This window comes from Streptomyces sedi, assembly GCF_006335015.1.
In the GTDB taxonomy this organism is placed as follows: domain Bacteria; phylum Actinomycetota; class Actinomycetes; order Streptomycetales; family Streptomycetaceae; genus Streptomyces; species Streptomyces sedi.
The window spans coordinates 109,620-122,661 of record NZ_VDGT01000017.1; the positions used below are offsets into that span (position 1 = coordinate 109,620).

Annotated in this window: 13 protein-coding genes; all 13 read right to left on the minus strand. The window is 73.5% G+C overall.

Translation table 11 applies throughout. The annotated features are described in order from the left end of the window. Positions 1 to 1,176, minus strand: coding sequence for a protein translocase subunit SecF (secF, locus tag FH715_RS20885; RefSeq protein WP_139647613.1), 1,176 nt, complete (start codon positions 1,174 to 1,176; stop codon positions 1 to 3). 1 nt (position 1,177) lies between these two features. After that, entirely contained in the window at positions 1,178 to 3,082 is a 1,905-nt protein-coding gene (gene secD, locus FH715_RS20890; RefSeq protein WP_425472759.1) for a protein translocase subunit SecD, read from the minus strand. A 92-nt stretch (positions 3,083 to 3,174) separates the two neighbouring features. Next, positions 3,175 to 3,687: a preprotein translocase subunit YajC gene (yajC, locus tag FH715_RS20895; RefSeq protein ID WP_139647615.1), complete on the minus strand. Its 513-nt coding sequence runs from the start codon at positions 3,685 to 3,687 to the stop codon at positions 3,175 to 3,177. A gap of 173 nt (positions 3,688 to 3,860) precedes the next feature. Beyond that, positions 3,861 to 4,925 (minus strand): Holliday junction branch migration DNA helicase RuvB, encoded by a 1,065-nt coding sequence (ruvB, locus tag FH715_RS20900; protein ID WP_139647617.1) that lies wholly within the window; start codon positions 4,923 to 4,925, stop codon positions 3,861 to 3,863. A 58-nt stretch (positions 4,926 to 4,983) separates the two neighbouring features. Further along, positions 4,984 to 5,610, minus strand: coding sequence for a Holliday junction branch migration protein RuvA (ruvA, locus tag FH715_RS20905; protein ID WP_139647619.1), 627 nt, complete (start codon positions 5,608 to 5,610; stop codon positions 4,984 to 4,986). Beyond that, a complete protein-coding gene (gene ruvC, locus FH715_RS20910; RefSeq protein ID WP_139647620.1) occupies positions 5,607 to 6,167 on the minus strand; it encodes a crossover junction endodeoxyribonuclease RuvC in 561 nt (186 codons plus the stop codon). The genes ruvA and ruvC overlap by 4 nt, the downstream gene beginning before the upstream one ends. Before the next feature lie 223 nt (positions 6,168 to 6,390). Next, entirely contained in the window at positions 6,391 to 7,143 is a 753-nt protein-coding gene (locus FH715_RS20915; protein WP_139647622.1) for a YebC/PmpR family DNA-binding transcriptional regulator, read from the minus strand. Positions 7,144 to 7,209: 66 nt separating this feature from the next. Further along, positions 7,210 to 7,782: a pyridoxal 5'-phosphate synthase glutaminase subunit PdxT gene (gene pdxT / locus FH715_RS20920; protein WP_139647684.1), complete on the minus strand. Its 573-nt coding sequence runs from the start codon at positions 7,780 to 7,782 to the stop codon at positions 7,210 to 7,212. A gap of 94 nt (positions 7,783 to 7,876) precedes the next feature. Next, a complete protein-coding gene (gene pdxS, locus FH715_RS20925) occupies positions 7,877 to 8,794 on the minus strand; it encodes a pyridoxal 5'-phosphate synthase lyase subunit PdxS (protein ID WP_139647624.1) in 918 nt (305 codons plus the stop codon). 656 nt (positions 8,795 to 9,450) lie between these two features. After that, positions 9,451 to 10,005 (minus strand): LemA family protein, encoded by a 555-nt coding sequence (locus FH715_RS20930; RefSeq protein WP_139647626.1) that lies wholly within the window; start codon positions 10,003 to 10,005, stop codon positions 9,451 to 9,453. 39 nt (positions 10,006 to 10,044) lie between these two features. Continuing rightward, positions 10,045 to 11,202 carry a glycosyltransferase family 4 protein gene (locus FH715_RS20935; protein ID WP_139647628.1) on the minus strand — a complete coding sequence of 386 codons (1,158 nt, stop codon included), beginning with the start codon at positions 11,200 to 11,202 and terminating at the stop codon, positions 10,045 to 10,047. Positions 11,203 to 11,267: 65 nt separating this feature from the next. After that, positions 11,268 to 12,194, minus strand: coding sequence for a phosphatidylinositol mannoside acyltransferase (locus tag FH715_RS20940; RefSeq protein WP_139647630.1), 927 nt, complete (start codon positions 12,192 to 12,194; stop codon positions 11,268 to 11,270). Beyond that, the gene (gene pgsA / locus FH715_RS20945; protein ID WP_139647633.1) at positions 12,191 to 12,871 is read right to left on the minus strand and encodes a phosphatidylinositol phosphate synthase; all 681 of its coding nucleotides are present in this window, start codon (positions 12,869 to 12,871) and stop codon (positions 12,191 to 12,193) included. Before pgsA ends, FH715_RS20940 begins: the two co-directional genes overlap by 4 nt. Positions 12,872 to 13,042: the final 171 nt, after the last annotated feature.

Sequence of the window (13,042 nt, forward strand, 5' to 3'; positions counted from 1 at the left end):
TCACCGCCGCTTGCCGGAGGGGCGCCCACGGCCGCGGCCACGGGAGACCGGCTGGCGCCGGGGCCCCCGACGCTCGCCGCCGGCGCCGACGCCCGCCGTCTCGTCCCGCTCGTCGTCCGGGTCGTCCGCGGTGTCGGCTCCGGCCCGCCGCTCGGCGCCCGGCTCGTCGTCCCCGTCCTCGTCCTCGCCGGACTCACCGGCCTCGGCCCGCTTGGCGCGCTTGTTGAGCACGCGGCGGTCGTTGGCGGCGATCTCCCGGTCACGCGACTTGAAGTCGGCCACCAGCGGGGTGGCGATCATGATCGAGGAGTAGGCGCCGGCGGCGAGGCCGACGAAGATCGACAGCGCGATGTCGTTGAGCATCCCGCCGCCCAGCACGCCGCCGCCGATGAAGAGCAGCCCGGCGACCGGGAGCAGCGCCACCACCGAGGTGTTGATCGACCGCACCAGCGTGCTGTTGAGGCTGCGGTTGGCCAGCTCGGAGTAGGTGTAGCGGGACTGCCGGGTGACGTTGCGCGTGGTCTCCTTCAGGCCGTCGAAGACCACCACCGTGTCGTACAGCGAGTACCCGAGGATCGTCAGCAGACCGATCACCGTGCCCGGGGTGACCTCGAAGCCCACCAGGGCGTAGACGCCCACGGTGATCGTCAGGTCGTGGATCAGGGCGATCAACGCGGCCAGCGCCATGCGCCACTCGAAGGCGATGGCCAGGTAGACCACGACCAGCACCATGAAGACCGCCAGGCCCTGCCAGGCGCGGTTGGCGATCTGCTTGCCCCAACTGGGGCCGATCACTTCCGCGTTCAGCTCCTCCGTGGGGATGCCCAGCTCGGAGGCGAGGGCCTCCCTGGTCTCGTTGGAGGTCTCCGTGTCCAGGCCGCTGACCTGGATGCGCATCGTGCCGTCGTCGCCCAGGGTCTGGACCAGGGCGGCACTGCCCGAGGTCTCCTCGGCGACGTCCCTGACGTCCTCGACCGAGGCGTTGTTCGGCGGGGTGGTGTACACCGCGCCGCCCTCGAACTCGACGCCCATGTGCAGCCCTCGCACCAGCAGCGCGGCGAAGGCGAGGACCGTGATGAGGACGGAGACCGTGTACCAGAGCTTCCGCGCGCCGACGATGTCGAGGCTGACGTCGCCGCGGTAGAGCCGGGCGCCGAGATCACCGAGCCGTGACATCTCAGGCCTCCTTCGGGTCGGAGGGAACGACGGGCGCGGGCCGGCGACCGCGCCGCAGCGGCGGGGGCGCCCCCAGCCTCTTGGGGTCGAGGCCGGACCACGGGTGACCGCCGTAGAAGAACTTCCGGCGGGCCACCAGCGTCATCAGCGGCTTGGTGAAGAGGAACACCACGACCACGTCCAGGGCCGTGGTCAGCCCGAGGGTGAACGCGAAGCCCTGCACCTTGCCGACGGTGACCACGAAGAGGACCGCGGCGGCGAGGAAGGAGACGAAGTCGGAGACGAGGATGGTGCGTCGGGCGCGCGGCCAGGCCCGCTCGACCGCGGGGCGCAGCGAGCGGCCCTCGCGGATCTCGTCCCTTATCCGTTCGAAGTAGACGATGAAGGAGTCCGCCGTGATGCCGATCGCGACGATGGCGCCGCAGACGGCCGGCAGGTTGAGCGCGAAGCCGATCGCCGGGCCGAGCAGGGCCATGATCGAGTAGGTCATCGCCGCCGAGACCAGCAGGCTGACGATGGCGAGCACGGCCAGCCCGCGGTAGTAGACCAGCATGTAGAGCACGACCAGCGCGAGCCCGATGCCGCCGGCGATCAGGCTGGCGCGCAGCTGCTCGCCGCCGAGCATCGGGGAGACGGTCGAGACCGACGACTCCTCGAAACTCAGGGGCAGCGCGCCGTACTTGAGGATGTTGGCCAGCTCCTCGGACGACTCCTGGTCGAAGGTGCCGGAGATCTCGGCACGACCGCCGCCGAGGCGCTCGGAGACGCTGGGGGCGGAGACGACCTCGCCGTCCAGCGCGATGGCGAACTGGTTCTGCGGCTGGGGCTGGCTGGAGAGCTGCTGCGTGATGTCGGCGAACTTGCCGGTGCCGGCGCCGGTGAACTCCATCTGCACGATCCAGCCCTGGCCGCGCTGGGTGTCGTATATGGCGCTGGCGTCCTTGACGTCGGTGCCGGGAACGGCGACCGGGCCGAGGGCGTACTTGGCGGTGCCGTCGGCGTCGCAGGCGACGACCGTCTCCTCGTCCTTGGCCTCGGAGGCGGCCCGGCTGGCGTCCAGCCTGGCCCCCTCGGTGGTGCAGTCCAGCGCGGCGAGCTGGGCCTGGAGCGCGGCGGCGTCGGCGGCCGGGTCCTGCTCGTCCCCGGTCCCCTCCTCGCCTTCCTGCTGCTCCTCGGAGGGCTCCTCCGTCGGCTCGTCGGTGGCGTCGTCGGCCGGCTCGTCGCTCGACTGCTCCTCGTCGCCCTCGTCGGTGCGGTAGGAGGCGGGCGAGAGGCCGCCGGCGTCGTCGCGGGCCTCGGGGGCGGGGGCCGACTGGTTCTCGGTGGAGTCGTCGGTGGCCTCGTCGGTCGGCTCGTCGGTCGGCTCCTCGCCGTCCGTGGGCTCGTCCGTCGGCTCGTCGCCCGGCTGCTCCTCGCCGTCCTCGGCACCCTCCTCACCGCTGCCGTCCTCGGCGCCCTCCTCGGCCGGCGGGGTGGCGGCCCCGACGCTGAGCACCGGGCGGAAGCCGAGCTGGGCGGTGGTGCCGACCTGCTCGCGGGCGGCCTGCTCGTCCGTGCCCTTGGGGATGTTGACGATGATGTTCTCGTCGCCCTGGGTCTGGACCTCGGCCTCCTGGACACCCAGACCGTTGACCCGGCGCTCGATGATCGAGACCGCCGTGTTCAGGTTGGTCGGGTTGACCGCGTCCGCGTCGTCCGCGTCGGGGCGGGCGGTCAGCGTGATGCTGGTGCCGCCGGCGAGGTCGATGCCGAGCCGGGGGGTGGTGTATCCCGACGCGAACATCCCCGCGGTGAGCGCGATCACCATCAGCAGGATCAACGCCAGCGCCCGTCCCGGGTTGCCCTGGCCCCGGGACTTCACATCCCGCTTTCGTGAGGACCTGAGGTCCTTCTTCGGTGTCGCCACCTTGTCGTCTTCTTCCTGTCCAAAGACCCGCGCGCCCGCTGCTCGCGGCGAGGCTCAGCGGGATGACTGACGGACGGCCGGTGCCGTCGCCTTCACGCCTTGGAGCCGCCGCCCTCGCCCTCGTCACGCCGGCGGGAGGTCGCGTCCTCGGACTCGGCGGTCGCTTCCTCGTCCGCCCGGTCCCCGTCCTCCCGCTCGTCGTCCGCGCGCTCGGTGTCCTCGCGGTCGGACTTCTCCAGCCCGACCGGCTTCCCCTCGTCGTCCGAGGTCAGCGAGGACGCGTCGTCGGGAACGACCACGCCGTCCTCCTCGTCCTCGGGAAGGTCGCCGTCGATGATCCGCTCGAACTCCTCGGGGTCCAGCACCGCGCCGATCGCGTTCTTCGCGTAGATGGCTTGCACCCCGGGGGCCACCTCCAGCAGCACCGTGTCCTCACGGACCTCCTTGACCTCGGCGTACATGCCGCCGATGGTCCGGACGCCCGAGCCGGGCTCCATCGAGTCCCGCATCTCCAGCGCCTGGCGCTGACGGTTCTTCGCGGAGCGCGTCATCAGGAACATGACGCCGATGAGCAGGATGAAGGGGAAGAGAAACGCGATATCCACGGCGGAGGAGTTTCCTTTGTTCGGCCGCTGAGACGGCCGGGATGTCGGGGGTCAGGGTGCCGTCCTGGGGGCGGATGGCATCGGCGGAGTCTAAGCGAGGCTTCGCCGGGGGAACAACGTCCTGGATGCTATCGAAGTTCCACGCGGTGTGATTCGCCGGGCGCGAGGCGGCATCACGTCCCGAACAGTCCCCCTTGTCCGCCGGCGGCCGGCTCCGGGGGCGTGCGGCCCAGGTGGCGCCAGGCCGCCGGGGTGGCGACGCGGCCCCTGGGGGTGCGGGCCAGCAGGCCCTCCCGGACCAGGAACGGCTCGGCCACCTCCTCGACGGTCTCCCGCTCCTCCCCCACGGCCACCGCGAGCGTGGACAGTCCGACCGGACCGCCGCCGAAGAGGTCCAGCAGGGCGTGGAGCACCGCCCGGTCCAGCCGGTCCAGGCCCCGCGCGTCCACCTCGTAGACCTCCAGGGCGCGGGCCGCCACCTCCCTGTTGACCACGCCGTCCGCCCTGACCTGCGCGTAGTCCCTGACCCTGCGCAGCAGGCGGTTGGCGATGCGGGGGGTGCCCCGGGAGCGGGAGGCGATCTCGGCGGCGCCCTCGGCGCTGACCTCCACGGCCAGCAGCCCGGCGGAACGGTGCACCACCCGCTCCAGCTCCGCCGGCTCGTAGAACTCCATGTGCCCGGTGAAGCCGAACCTGTCGCGCAGCGGCGGTGGCAGCAGCCCGGCCCTGGTGGTGGCGCCGACCAGGGTGAATGGCGGCAGCTCCAGCGGGATGGCGGTGGCGCCCGGGCCCTTGCCGACGATGACGTCGACCCGGAAGTCCTCCATCGCCATGTACAGCATCTCCTCGGCGGGCCTGGACATCCGGTGGATCTCGTCCAGGAAGAGCACCTCGCCCTCGGTCAACGAGGAGAGGATCGACGCCAGATCACCCGCGTGCTGGATGGCGGGACCCGAGGTGATGCGGATGGGGGCCGCCATCTCGGCGGCGATGATCATCGAAAGGGTGGTCTTGCCGAGCCCGGGTGACCCGGAGAGCAGCACGTGGTCGGCGGTGCCGCCCCTGGCGCGCGCGGCGGCCAGCACCAGGTCGAGCTGCTCGCGGACCCGGCTCTGGCCGATGAACTCGTGCAGGTCCCTGGGGCGCAGCGCGGCCTCGACGGCCAGGTCCTCGCCGTCGGCCACCGCGCCGACCAGCCGGTCGGCGCCACCGGGCACGCCGTCGTCGTCCGGGCTCACGTGGGCATCCTCCTGGGTGCTGCGGCTGGCTGGTGGGGAACGGGCGCGAACCGCGGTGTCAGCGGGCGCGGTTGAGCGACTGGAGCGCGGTGCGCAACAGCGTGGGGACGGCTGGCGTGCCGCCCTCGGCGAGCTTTGCCTCGGCCTCGGGGCGCACCGCCTCGACGGCGCGCTCCGCCTCGCGCGGCTGGTAGCCCAACCCCACGAGAGCCTCGTGCAGTTGCTCGCTCCAGCCGGCGGGGGCGGCGGCGCGCGCCGCGGGGAGGGGCGCACCGGTGTGAACGGGGGCGCCCAGCCGGTCCTTCAGCTCCAGCAGGAGCTTCTGCGCGCCCTTCTTCCCGATGCCGGGGACGGCCGTCAGCGCCTTCTCGTCCCCGGTGGAGACGGCCAGCCGCAGCGCGTCGGGCGAGTGCACCGCCAACATCGCCTGCGCGAGCCGCGGTCCGACGCCGCTGGCCGTCTGGAGCAGCGTGAAGACCTGGCGCTCGTCGTCGTCGGCGAAGCCGTAGAGGGTGAGGGAGTCCTCCCTGACCACCAGCGCGGTGGCCAGCCTGGCGGGCTCGCCGACCCGCAGCCCGGCGAGGGTGCCGGGGGTGCACTGGACGGTCATGCCCACGCCGCCGACCTCGACCACGGCGTGGTCGGGCGCGACGGCGGCGACGGGACCCGAGACAAAGGCGATCATGTGTGGGCGCTGCCCTTCGGCGGGGTGACGGCGGTGGACGGGCGGCCGGCGGCGCGAGCCCGCGCGGCGGCGAAGCGCCGCTGGGCCGGGGAGCGCCAGATATGGCAGATCGCGAGGGCCAGGGCGTCGGCGGCGTCCGCCGGGCGAGGAGGGGCCGACAGCCGCAGCAGCCGGGTGACCATGGCGCCCACCTGCGCCTTGTCCGCCTGGCCGCTGCCGGTGACGGCGGCCTTGACCTCGCTCGGGGTGTGCAGCGCGACCGGCAGCCCGCGCCGGGCGGCGCAGAGCATGGCGACCGCGCTGGCCTGCGCGGTGCCCATCACGGTGCGCACGTTGTGCTGGCTGAAGACCCGCTCCACGGCGACGGACTCGGGCCGGTGGGCGTCGAGCCACTCCTCCAGGCCGCGCTCGATCAGCACCAGCCGCTCGGCCACGTCCAGCTCCGCCGGGGTGCGGACCACGCCCACCCCGAGCATCGTCGGCGGACGGCCGACCACGCCCTCCACCACGCCCACCCCGCAGCGGGTCAGCCCCGGGTCAACTCCCAGCACCCGCACCGGATCTCCTCATGGCTCGACCCCTCACCCGATCCCTCGACCGGCCGCCTGGCAGGCTACCGGCGACCACTGACAACGGGCGTCGCACGCGCGGGGACCGGCGTGGCGGGCCGGCCGGCGGCGTGCGGACCGGGACGGGCCCGACGGCCGGGCCGCGGCGGCGTCCGGTGGGCGTCGACGTCCGGTCGACGGGGCGCGCCCCGGCCGGGGGACGGGCGCGAGGTCAGGCGTCGACCCTGGCCATCACGTCGTCGGCGACGTCGAAGTTGGCGAAGACGTTCTGCACGTCGTCGCTGTCCTCCAGCGCGTCGATCAGCCGGAAGATCTTGCGGGCGCCGTCCTCGTCCAACTCCACCTGCATGGTGGGGACGAAGCTGGCCTCCGCCGAGTCGTAGTCGATGTCCGCTTCCTGGAGCGCGGTGCGGACCGCCACCAGGTCGCCCGCCTCGCTGACCACCTCGTAGGACTCGCCCAGGTCGTTGACCTCCTCGGCGCCGGCCTCCAGCACCGCGGTGAGCACGTCGTCCTCGGACAGCTCGCCCCTGGGGACGATCACCACGCCCTTGCGGTGGAAGAGGTAGGAGACGGAACCCGGGTCGGCCATCGAGCCGCCGTTGCGGGTCATCGCCACGCGCACGTCGGAGGCGGCGCGGTTGCGGTTGTCCGTCAGGCACTCGATGAGTACCGCGACGCCGTTGGGGCCGTAGCCCTCGTACATGATCGTCTGGTAGTCGGCGCCGCCGGCCTCCAGGCCCGCTCCCCGCTTCATCGCGCGGTCGATGTTGGTGTTGGGAACGGAACTCTTCTTCGCCTTCTGGATGGCGTCGAAGAGCGTGGGGTTGCCGTCCGGGTCGCCGCCGCCAGTGCGGGCCGCGACCTCGATGTTCTTGATCAGCTTGGCGAACAGCTTGCCGCGCTTGGCATCGATCACGGCCTTCTTGTGCTTGGTGGTTGCCCACTTGGAGTGGCCGGACACAGCGCTGCTCCTTCGATGTCGCCAGATGTTTCCCGTGCGTCAGTGCCCAGCGATCCTACCGGCAGCTCACCCGCCGGCCGCGCGCACCATCGCGACGAACAGCCCGTGCACCCGGTGGTCGCCCGTCAACTCCGGGTGGAACGCGGTCGCCAGCAGGTTCCCCTGGCGCACGGCGACCGGGTGCCCGTCGTGGGCGGCGAGCGTCTCGGCGCCGGCGCCGACGGACTCCACCCACGGGGCGCGGATGAAGACGCCGTGCACCGGTCCGCCCGCCACCCCCGCCATCTCGACGGCCGCCTCGAAGGACTCGTTCTGCCGGCCGAAGGCGTTCCGCCGGACGATCATGTCGATCCCGCCGACCGTCTCCTGGCCCGACCTGGGGTCGAGGATCTTGTCGGCGAGCATGATCATCCCCGCGCAGGAGCCGTAGACCGGCAGCCCCTCGGCGACCCGCGCGCGCAGCGGCTCCAGCAGGCCGAAGGCGGTGGCCAGCTTGGAGATCGTGGTCGACTCGCCGCCGGGGATCACCAGTCCGGCGACGCCGCCCAGCTCCTCGGGCCGGCGCACCGGCCGGGGCAAGGCCCCGGCCGCGCGCAGCGCCGCGAGATGCTCGCGCACGTCGCCCTGGAGGGCGAGCACGCCGACCTCGGGCGCCCCGGCCCCGTGACCGGTGTCGCCGGGGCCGCCAGGGCCGCCGGGGCCGCCGGGGCCGCCGGGGCCGCCGGGGAGGGTGTCACCAGCCACGGGAGGCGTACCGCTCGCCGTCGGGCAGGGTGTCCAGGTTGATGCCGACCATGGCCTCGCCCAGGCCGCGCGAGACGTCGGCGACCACCTTCGGGTCGTCGTAGAACGTGGTCGCCTTCACGACGGCGGCGGCGCGCTTGGCGGGGTCCCCCGACTTGAAGATGCCGGAGCCCACGAAGACGCCCTCGGCGCCCAGCTGCCGCATCAGCGCGGCGTCGGCCGGGGTGGCCACGCCGCCGGCGGAGAAGAGCACGACCGGCAGCCGGCCGGCCTCCGCGACCTCGCGGACCAGCTCGTAGGGGGCGCGCAGCTCCTTGGCGGCGGCGTACAGCTCGTGGTTGTCCAGGGCGCGCAGCCTGCCGATCTCGCCCCTGATCTGGCGCATGTGGCGCACGGCCTCGACGACGTTCCCCGTGCCGGCCTCGCCCTTGGAACGGACCATGGCCGCGCCCTCGGCGATGCGGCGCAGCGCCTCGCCCAGGTTGGTGGCGCCACAGACGAACGGGGTGGTGAACGACCACTTGTCGGTGTGGTTCACCTCGTCGGCCGGGGTCAGCACCTCGGACTCGTCGATGTAGTCGACGCCCAGCGCCTGGAGCACCTGGGCCTCGACGAGGTGGCCGATCCTGGACTTGGCCATCACCGGGATGGAGACCGCCTCGATGATGCCGTCGATCATGTCGGGGTCCGACATGCGGGCGACGCCGCCGTCCCTGCGGATGTCGGCGGGCACACGCTCCAGGGCCATGACGGCCACCGCGCCGGCGTCCTCGGCGATCCTGGCCTGCTCGGGGGTGACGACGTCCATGATCACCCCGCCCTTGAGCTGCTCGGCCATGCCGCGCTTGACCCGGGCGGTGCCGGTCTCCGGGGTGGCGGGGGTGCTGCTTGCGGGCGTGCTCGACACGGGACCTCACTCGACGCGGTTGGGGTGGCGGGTTGTCGCCCTCCATTGGACCGCTTCGCCGACGCCATCGGAAGGGCCAATCGTCCCTCGGTGGCTCCCGGACCCGGTCCACTGGGGCCCTTGCCGGGCTGGGGCGGGTGACGGCGGTTCTTGGGGGAACGGTGCGTTGTTGGCTTCAGCCCGGTGGGTAGTTGCTCGCGCAGTTCCCCGCGTCCGCGCGCCGCCGCACGCGACAGCCGTCCCGACGGGAGCCGGTGCGTCGTCGACCCCAGCCCGGTGGACGGTTGCTCGCGCAGTTCCCCGCGCCCCCAACGGCCGCCCCCGGCAGAGGCGGCGGTACAACCGCAAGCCGCCGCCCCCGGCAACCGTCCCGGCGGGTAACGGTGCGTCGTCGGCCCCAGCCCGGTGGGTGGTTGCTCGCGCAGTTCCCCGCGCCCCCAACGGCCGCCCCCGGCAGAGGCGGCGGTACAACCGCGCGCCGCCGCACACGACAACCGTCCCGACGGGCAACCGTGCGTCGTCGGCCCCAGCCCGTCAACCGCGGACGCGCCCCCGCAGGGGCGCGGGGAACTGCGCGGTGCATCCGCGATCAGCCGCACGCGACAACACGCCCCAGCGGACAACGGCGCGTCGTCGTCCGCGCCCCCCATGAGTGGCTAGCGGGCCGGGGCCGGGGGGAGGGGTTCCAGCAGGGACAGTGGGGGTTCGTCGTCCATCTCGAAGGCCAGGGGGAACGGCGCGTGGCCCGCGAGGCGGAGCCAGCGCACCGTGCGGTGGCGGCGCACCGCCCGTGCCGCGCGGACCGCGTCGTTGTGGAAGCGGCGGGCCATGGGTACCCGGCGCACCGCGGCGACCAGCTCCGCCGCGCTGGCCTCCCCGCCGGGGGCCTCCAACACGGCGCGCAGCTGGGCCCGTTCGGCGAAGACGGCGCGCAGCGCCTGGGTCAGCTCGCTCTCGGCGACCTCGCGCTGCTCGTCCTCGGCGAGCCGCGCGCCGTGCGCGGCCTGGTAGAGCACCATCGAGGCGGCCGGGTCGAAGACCCCCGCCGTGGCCAGCTCCTGGGCGATGGAGGCGCGCCGCAGCAGATGGGCGTCGAGAGCGGCCTTGGCCGCGTCGATGCGGGCGTGCAGCCGGTCGAGGCGGCCCGCGGTCCAGCTGAGGTAGACGCCGACCAGCAACAGCGCGGCGACGATGACGATGACTGTGGTCACGCCCGGCCACCCTACCCGCGCGCCGCGCCGCGCGCGGGGTCAGTCGCGGAAGCCCAGCCGGGACAGCAGTCCGACCCTGTCGTCCGGGGCCACCGCGCCCGCCCCCGCCGTGACCGTCTCGTAGACGGCCAGCACGTCGGCGCCGACCGTGTCCCAGTCGAACCGGCGCACGTGGCGGCTGCCGCGTTCCGTCAGCTCGGCCCGCCGGTCGGCGTCGCCGAGCAGCCGCACGGCGGCCGTCGCGAGCGCGTCGGCGTCCTCGTTGGCGAAAAGCTCCCCCGCCGTGCCGCCGTCCAGCACCTGCGCGAACGCGTCCAGGTCGCTGGCCAGCACGGGAGCGCCCGCCGACAGCGCCTCGACGAGGATGATGCCGAAGCTCTCGCCGCCGGTGTTGGGCGCCACGTAGGCGTCCACGCTGCGCAGCAGCCGCGCCTTGTCCTCGTCGCTCACCATGCCCAGGAACTCGACGCGTGCGCGCAGTTCCTCGGGCAACGGGGCCAGCGCCTCGCGCTCGTCGCCGCGTCCGGCGACCAGCAGCCGGGTGTCGGGGCGCTCCCGCAGGATGGCGGGGAGGGCCCGCATCAGCACCGGAAGTCCCTTGCGTGGCTCGTCGATCCGCCCGATGAAGCCGAGGGTGCCGCCGCTCCACTCGGGGCGCGGCTCGGCGTCGGCGAAGAAGTCGACCTCCACCCCGTTGGGGATCACCACCGCGTCGCCGCCCAGGTGCTCCACCAGGGTCCGCCGGGCGTACTCGCTGACCGCGATGCGGGCGCTGATCTTCTCCAGCGCCGGCTGGAGCATCGGGTAGGCGGCGACCATGGCGCGGGAGCGCGGGTTGGAGGTGTGGAACGTGGCGACGATCGGGCCGCGCGCCGCCCAGCAGGTCAGCAGCCCCAACGAGGGGACGGCCGGCTCGTGGATGTGCAGCACCTCGAAGTCGCCGTCCTTGACCCAGCGGCGCACCTTGCTGACGGACGTCAGGCCGAGGTTCACGCGGGCCACCGAGCCGTTGTACGGCACGGAGACGGCGCGGCCGGCGGAGACCACGTAGGGCGGCAGCGGGGTGTCCTCGTCGGCGGGGGCCAGCACCGAGACGGAGTGGCCCCGTTCGATCAGGTGCTCGGCCAGGTCCCTGACGTGGAACTGGACTCCACCGGGCACATCCCAGGAGTAGGGGCAGACGATGCCGATCCTCATGGTCGCGTCCTCACCGTCTCGGGGGTCGTCGGTCTCTCATGCGTCGGTCTCTCATGCGCGGCGCCTCACGGCCGGGCCTCCCCCGCGGGCTCGGCCGGGGCCGGGCGCGGGTCGAGGTCGGCCGTCCACAGGCGTTGCAGCATGTGCCAGTCCTGCGGGTGGTCGGCGATGGCCCGCGCGAAACTGTCGGCGAGGGCCTGGGTCATCACGGCGGTGCGTTCGGCGCGGGTGCCGTCCTCGGGGACGGGCAGCGGGGCGCCGACCCGGCCGCGCATCAACGGCGTCTCGTCGTACCAGAGGCGCACGGGCAGCAGCGCGGCGCCGGTCTGCTGCGCGAGCAGCGCGGGCCCCGCCGGCATCCTGGCCGCCTCGCCGAAGAAGGTGACCGGCACCCCGGACGCCGACAGGTCGCGGTCGGCGACGAGGGCGACCACGCCGCCCGCCCGCAGCCTGCGGGCGAGCACGCCGAAGGAGGAGCCGCCGTCGTGCGCGACGACCTCCATGCCGAGGCTCTCGCGGTAGGCGATGAAGCGGTCGAAGAGCCGCTCCGGCTTCAGCCGCTCGGCGACGGTGGTGAACGGGATGCCCAGCTCGCTCGCCAACCAGCCGCCGGCGAGGTCCCAGTTGGCGAGGTGCGGCAGGGCCAGCACCGCGCCCCGGCCCGAGGCGACGGCGTCGGTGAGGTGGTGGGCGTCCTCCAGGCGCAGCGAGGCGCCGAGCCGCTCGCGGCTCCAGACGGGGAGCCGGAAGGACTCCGTCCAGTACCGCAGGTAGCTGCGCATTCCCGCCCTGGAGAGCGCGCGCAGCTCCGCCTCGTCGGCCTCGGGCACCACTCGGGCGAGGTTGGCCTCCAACTGCCGTACGCGCGGCCCGCGTCGGCGCCAGGTGCGGTCGGCGGCCCGGCGGCCCAGGGACATCGCGACCGGCTCGGGCAGCCGTTTGACGGTGCTCCAGCCGAGTTGGTAGCCGAGGTCGGCGAGGCGTTCCCTCATGCCTGCTCGCGCTTCGCCTCGGGCGGCGCCTCGACGGCCTCGGCGGCGTCGGCCTCGGCGGACTCGCGGCGCACGGTCACCATCCGCTGGACCAGCGTCACCAGGCTGCCGACGGCGACCATCCACAGCGCGAACGGGAGCAGCAGGCCGATGTGCGGCACGTCGAAGGTGCGCTCCCAGCCGGCGAATCCGGCGAGCACCAGGGTGATCACCAGCCGCTCGGCGCGTTCCACCAGGCCGTTGACGGCGACCGGCAGGCCGATGGACTCGCCCCTGGCCTTGGTGTAGGAGACGACCTGGCCGCTGGCGAGGCAGAACAGCGCGACGGCGCAGAGGACCTGGTTGTCCCCGCCGCCGGCGTACCAGAGCGCGATGCCGGAGAAGATGGCCGCGTCGGCGACCCGGTCCAGCGTCGAGTCGAGGAAGGCGCCCCAGCGGCTGGAGACGCCCAGCTGCCGCGCCATGTTGCCGTCCACCAGGTCGGAGAAGACGAACAGGGTGATCACGACGGTGCCCCAGAAGAACTCGCCCCTGGGGTAGAAGGCCAGCGCTCCCGCCATCACTCCGGCGGTACCGATGAGGGTCACCGCGTCCGGGCTCACCCGCAGCCTGAGCAGCAGGGCGGCGAACGGGGTGAGGACACGCGTGAAGAATGCACGCGCGTACTTGTTGAGCATGTCCTTCCCAGGGGTCGCAGCGGGCCGCGCTTGGTCGGGCGGCCACCGGAGGGCCCATCGTAGTCACGCGCCGGGCGGGCGCCGTCCCGCCCCGCCTCCGCGGCGGGAACTGGCCTGTCCGGCAGCGCCGTTGTGCCCGGCGCCGATAGGCTGGGCCCGGCAGGGTTGCCG

Excerpts from the sequence above, each read along its gene's own strand:
- FH715_RS20940 (WP_139647630.1), bottom strand. The coding sequence starts at position 12,194 with ATGAGGGAACGCCTCGCCGACCTCGGCTACCAACTCGGCTGGAGCACC.
- pgsA (WP_139647633.1), bottom strand. The coding sequence starts at position 12,871 with ATGCTCAACAAGTACGCGCGTGCATTCTTCACGCGTGTCCTCACCCCG.
- FH715_RS20935 (WP_139647628.1), bottom strand. The coding sequence starts at position 11,202 with ATGAGGATCGGCATCGTCTGCCCCTACTCCTGGGATGTGCCCGGTGGA.
- secF (WP_139647613.1), bottom strand. The coding sequence starts at position 1,176 with ATGTCACGGCTCGGTGATCTCGGCGCCCGGCTCTACCGCGGCGACGTC.
- ruvA (WP_139647619.1), bottom strand. The coding sequence starts at position 5,610 with ATGATCGCCTTTGTCTCGGGTCCCGTCGCCGCCGTCGCGCCCGACCAC.